This is a genomic window from Microbacterium sp. 01T413_2 (assembly GCF_056398985.1).
This window is the reverse complement of sequence record NZ_JBFTQL010000057.1, coordinates 1-4,566: the sequence shown is the minus strand read 5'-3', so window position 1 is coordinate 4,566 and position 4,566 is coordinate 1. Positions and strand designations below refer to the sequence as shown.

General features: G+C 68.2%; 6 protein-coding genes. All 6 read right to left on the bottom strand.

Going from position 1 to position 4,566, the window contains the following annotated elements; genetic code table 11:
- On the bottom strand, positions 1-289 hold a 289-nt coding region (locus AC1DMN_RS18145), incomplete at its 3' end, for a WXG100 family type VII secretion target (RefSeq protein WP_477384742.1).
- 119 nt (positions 290-408) lie between these two features.
- Positions 409-1,083 (bottom strand): hypothetical protein, encoded by a 675-nt coding sequence (locus AC1DMN_RS18140; protein ID WP_477231201.1) that lies wholly within the window; start codon positions 1,081-1,083, stop codon positions 409-411.
- A gap of 84 nt (positions 1,084-1,167) precedes the next feature.
- Positions 1,168-2,034 (bottom strand): hypothetical protein, encoded by an 867-nt coding sequence (locus AC1DMN_RS18135; RefSeq protein ID WP_477231200.1) that lies wholly within the window; start codon positions 2,032-2,034, stop codon positions 1,168-1,170.
- On the bottom strand, positions 2,031-2,639 hold the full coding sequence (locus tag AC1DMN_RS18130; protein ID WP_477231199.1) for a hypothetical protein: 609 nt from the start codon (positions 2,637-2,639) through the stop codon (positions 2,031-2,033). Before AC1DMN_RS18130 ends, AC1DMN_RS18135 begins: the two co-directional genes overlap by 4 nt.
- Positions 2,636-3,937 carry a putative T7SS-secreted protein gene (locus tag AC1DMN_RS18125; RefSeq protein ID WP_440733168.1) on the bottom strand — a complete coding sequence of 434 codons (1,302 nt, stop codon included), beginning with the start codon at positions 3,935-3,937 and terminating at the stop codon, positions 2,636-2,638. The genes AC1DMN_RS18130 and AC1DMN_RS18125 overlap by 4 nt, the downstream gene beginning before the upstream one ends.
- An 11-nt stretch (positions 3,938-3,948) precedes the next feature.
- Complete coding sequence (locus tag AC1DMN_RS18120) at positions 3,949-4,293, bottom strand: hypothetical protein (protein ID WP_440733167.1); 345 nt, start codon at positions 4,291-4,293, stop codon at positions 3,949-3,951.
- Positions 4,294-4,566: the final 273 nt, after the last annotated feature.

Genomic DNA, 4,566 nt, shown 5'->3' with positions numbered 1-4,566 from the left:
AGCCGCCGGCGAGCTGCGTGTCCAGGTCCTGGATCGCACRCATCATGCCCAGAAGCGACTCCGACATGTCATTGATGCCATCCACAGCCTGCTTCAGACCCGTGGTCAGCTCCCCATAACCCTCACCGAACTTGCCCGACGCATGCTGCGTCTTGAAGTCCTCACCCAGCAGGTTGTCCACCTGCCCCTTCAGAGTGTCCAGCTGACCCTGAATGTCATCACGAGCCTGCGACAGCGACGAAGCCACCTGCTCCATCTCCGCATAAGACGCACCGAAATCGGCCATCATCCACCTCCGGTAATCGATTGGACCGGACCCCACCGGCCCGACAAGAAGAACCTAACAACCCCACCACAACCCCGTCGATGGGGAGGACTCCCCATGCCGCCGGATCGGCCTCGGCACGATCAGTCGACGGAGTCGTCGCCCCGTGAGGCGGCCGGCAGCACGGGCTCCTCGAGCTCGCGCTCCCAGGTGAACGTCGAGATCATCGCGTCGCTGAGCAGCTCCAGCGAGTCGACGACCTCGCCCGGCACGACGTCGCCGTCCGGGATCACGATCGTGGTGGTGAAGACGAGGGCCTTGCGGCGCTGCGTGCCGGGAGCGGGGATCACGTAGGTAAGGGTGCGCCCGCTCACCCCCTCGATCCGGCGCGCGTCGGCCGGGCGCTGCGGCTCGGACCGCCATCGCACGATGTGCTTCGCGTCCTCGTCCAGGAACTGCGCGCCCTTGGTGCGGAACGCCTCCGACACCCAGCCGTCGAGGTTCTCGCCATCCGCGGCGCTGAGCGCGGATGCCGTGATCGACATCGGCAGCAGCTCGTCCATCTCGACCTGTTCCTGGCGGTAGATCGCGAACACCTTGGTGCGCGCCATCGCCTGGCTGGTCTGCGCCATCAGGGTGCGGAACTCCGCATCCAGATCCGGGCGGTTCGCCTGTCTGAAGATCGCGCTGGCCCGCTTGACGTCGTCCTCCTGCGCGACGTTCGTCGGCACGTGCTGCACCCAGCCGGGCGGCAATACGAACCGGAAGGCGGGGATGCCGAACCTCAGCTCGATCCCGAGATCGTTCATCGTTCCCATGTCGTCGTCCTTTGCCGTCGATCGGTGATCCGGGGCCGGTGCCCGCCGCACGGGGCGGGGCGGATGAGCTGCGCCGGCGCGGAGTCAGCCGATGATGTCACGATCGCTCTTCATCGCGAGCGCCGCCAGCCCGGCGGCGCCGAGCCCGCGCTTGCCTGCGCGAGCCGCTTCGAAGCGGAGCGACGTCTGCATCGATCGCGCCGTGAGCGCCGCCAGCTGCTGCCAGCGCGCGGACGGGAGTCCCCCGCTCGCCGCGAGGGCACTCCGCATCGACCGGCGCAGCCACCGCAGACGCCGGCCGGCCCGTGCGCGCTTTCCACGCACGTCGTCCAGCGGCGTCTCGCTGCGCGCGCCGATCTGCTTGTTCTGGCGTGCCTCCGCGTCAGCCAGGATCTCCTCGACCCTGGCACGGTACTCCGGCACCATCGCCAGTTGACGCAGCTCCTCGGCGCTCCATCTGCGCGCCACGAGCTCGCTGCATTCGATGCACAGCCCCTTGCCGATGACGCCGCTCTCGGCGTAGCCGCAGGCGCAGTCGATGAGCGGGCGGTTCGGCACGGCGGGCCTGAATCCCCACGCCTCACGGAGCAGGAGGGCACCGGTGGAGCTGCTGTGCACCTCGTCGACGAGCAGTCCGCGACCGGACCGGGTCAGCCCCTCGCCCACCAGAGCAGACCAGCGTGCCGCGTCGGCGGAATCGATCGATGCGGCGGCACGGGTCGCGTACTCCTGCAGGAGCGCGAAGACCTCCGCCTCCAGGAGCGCCTGCCGCATCCCCGACGACGACACGGTGCCCTGCCAGGGCGACGGGGCACGCAGCGCGGCGGCTTCCTTCATGCGCGACGCCCCCGAGACCTGCGCCTGACGATGCAGCTCCGCGAGCGATGCGTTGCGCGCCAGGAGGTCCCGCTCGAACTCGGCCGCGGCCTCGAACCAGGGCGCGATGCTCATGGGGCGATGCCGTCGGGCAGCGAGATGCCGGCCAGCAGGCGCGGCAGGTGCTGCTCGAGCGCGGCGAAGGTCTCGAGAGTGGATCCCATGGCTTCGACGATAGTGACCCACTCGCCCTTGCGGAGGACGACGGTCCAGTTCGCGATCGGCACCGCCACGTCATCGACCATCGCTGCAGACGTGCGACGCACGAGCACGCCGGTTCCGAGATTGTCGGTGTCGATCCCGATCATGTCGGATGCCGTGGCATCGGGCAGCGAGCCGATCTCCGCCAGAAGTCGATCGGGATCCAGCCCTTCGACGTCGCCGACGGTGATCCCGATCAGCACATCGCTGTAGGCGCCGGGCGGCACGAACCACAGCTGCGTCGCCGCATCATCGACCATGGCCAGCAGCCCTCGCGCGGTGAGCGCGAGGGCTTCACGGTCCCCGTCTGTCACCGGAGCACGGTCGGCATAGTGCGCGAGCACCCCGTCGACCCACGCGTCCTCCGCGGCCGGATCGGCGCTGAGCTCGTCCGACGTCGGAAGCGGGAGGAACCAGGCCGAGTCGTACGCGAGATCCCAGGTGGCCTGGCCCGGGGTGCGCGTGATCGATGGGCTCATCCCACCAGACCGTTCAGGATCTTCGCCGGCGACAGCCCGCCCGACGGTTTCCCGTTCGACATCGCCACACCCTTGTCCGCCCACTTGTAGACGTTCCAGGCCTTCTCCCATGTCGACGGCGCCGAGCCCTTCGCAAGGTCCTGCAACGCGGTGGGAAGCTGCTTGACGAGCTGCTTCCCATATCCCGTGCCCGCCTGCGCCGCGTCCTGGAACGCGACCGTGAACGAGCGGTTCGCCCCGCCGAGGAAGCGCTGCCCGAGCCCTGCCAGCGAGAACGGCCCCGTCATCCTGGTCTTGGAGACCTTGGTGACGAACGCGGCGAAGTTCACCTTCGATCCGGCCTTCCAGCCGTTCTTCGCGACGGCCGAGATCCCGCGGATGTTGCGGATCTGGCCGAGCGGGCCGGTGAGCTGCTTGGGGATCGCCTTGAAGAACTTGCCGAACCCCTGACCGAGCTTGCCTATCGGGAGCACCCCGACGATCGCCCAGGCGAGATCGCCCCAGCCCTTCCGGCCGTCGAACATGAGCGCGACGGTGAGAGCGAGGGCGATGACGCCGACGACCAGCGCGGCGATCGCGAAGAACGGTCCGCCGATGATGAGGCCCAGCACGGCGATCGCGAGGCCGATCCAGGACACCCACTCCGAGATCACCGCGAGCACGCCGGCGATATTCTCCCAGCGGCTGTCCTTGCCGATCTTGTTGGCGTCGCCGAGCCCGTTCACGGCGTCGTCGTAGGCGTCGCTCCACGTGTCGTAGGCGGTGTCGAAGCGGTGCAGGTTGTGATCGTGCTCCTTACCCGCCGTGGCGAGCGTCGACTGCGCCGAGGTCGCGGCACCGGAGAGGGTGTCCCCCGTCTTCTTGGACGACGCCTCCTGATCCGGGGTCGGCGGATGGTCGGCCACGGCCGTCGCATGCAGGGCGAGCGCGTGGTTCGCCTGATCCGCGTCGGTCTGAGCCGTCGCCAGCGCCTTCTCACTCGTCTCGCAGTCGCTGACGATGGTCTTCATCTGGGACTGGACCGTGGCGAGCACGCCGGCGTAGTCGGTGAGGGTCTTGCCCGCGGGCTTGTAGCGACGGCCGGCCTCGTCGAGATCGCCATGGACATCACCGACGACGTCCTTGATCTTGTCCATCGCGTAGCCCTTGCCGACGAGCTTGCCGCTCTTGATGTCCTGCAGGGTCTGCGCGGCGGTGGTCATCTGCGTCGCGAGTGTCGTGATGGTCGTGCCGCGATCGCTGATCGCGGAGGCGTCGCCCTCGATGACGGCGACCTCATGCCCCTTGTGCGTCTTCATCCCGCTCCCCCTCAGTTCGTCGCGGCGCGACCGTGGCCGCCGCCCGTGCCCTGGCCGGACTGCTGCATCGAGCTGGCCATGTCGGTGTCGGTCTTGGTGACCTCGTCGACGGTGCCCTTGACCCGGTCGGAGATCTCCTTGAGCTTGGACAGCAGCTTGTCGCGGCTGTCGTCCCAATTGCCCTCGAAGTCGTGCACGCGATTCTTCAGGCGATCGTCGCCGTCCGGCCGGCCCACCGCGTGCTCGAGGTCGTCCCGTCGTTTCGACGCCGCCTCGAATTCGTCGACGATCGCGATCAGCTGCGCGCTGGTCGTCTTCAGATCATCGATCGGGTAGAGAACTCCGTCCCCCGCCATGTCATGCCCTCCGTGTCATCGCCCTACGGGCGCCTGCAAGTCGTGCGGATCCACCACGAAAGGGGGCGCCGTGCGGGACGGATCCTGCACAGCGCCCCTCTCCACGTGATGGACGGCCGGTGTCAGCCGCCGGCGAGCTGCGTGTCCAGGTCCTGGATCGCACGCATCATGCCCAGAAGCGACTCCGACATGTCATTGATGCCATCCACAGCCTGCTTCAGACCCGTGGTCAGCTCCCCATAACCCTCACCGAACTCCGAACTTGCCCGACGC

Coding starts and splice junctions, on each gene's coding strand:
- AC1DMN_RS18135 (WP_477231200.1), bottom strand. CDS start 2,034: ATGAGCATCGCGCCCTGGTTCGAGGCCGCGGCCGAGTTCGAGCGGGAC.
- AC1DMN_RS18130 (WP_477231199.1), bottom strand. CDS start 2,639: ATGAGCCCATCGATCACGCGCACCCCGGGCCAGGCCACCTGGGATCTC.
- AC1DMN_RS18120 (WP_440733167.1), bottom strand. CDS start 4,293: ATGGCGGGGGACGGAGTTCTCTACCCGATCGATGATCTGAAGACGACC.
- AC1DMN_RS18125 (WP_440733168.1), bottom strand. CDS start 3,937: ATGAAGACGCACAAGGGGCATGAGGTCGCCGTCATCGAGGGCGACGCC.
- AC1DMN_RS18140 (WP_477231201.1), bottom strand. CDS start 1,083: ATGGGAACGATGAACGATCTCGGGATCGAGCTGAGGTTCGGCATCCCC.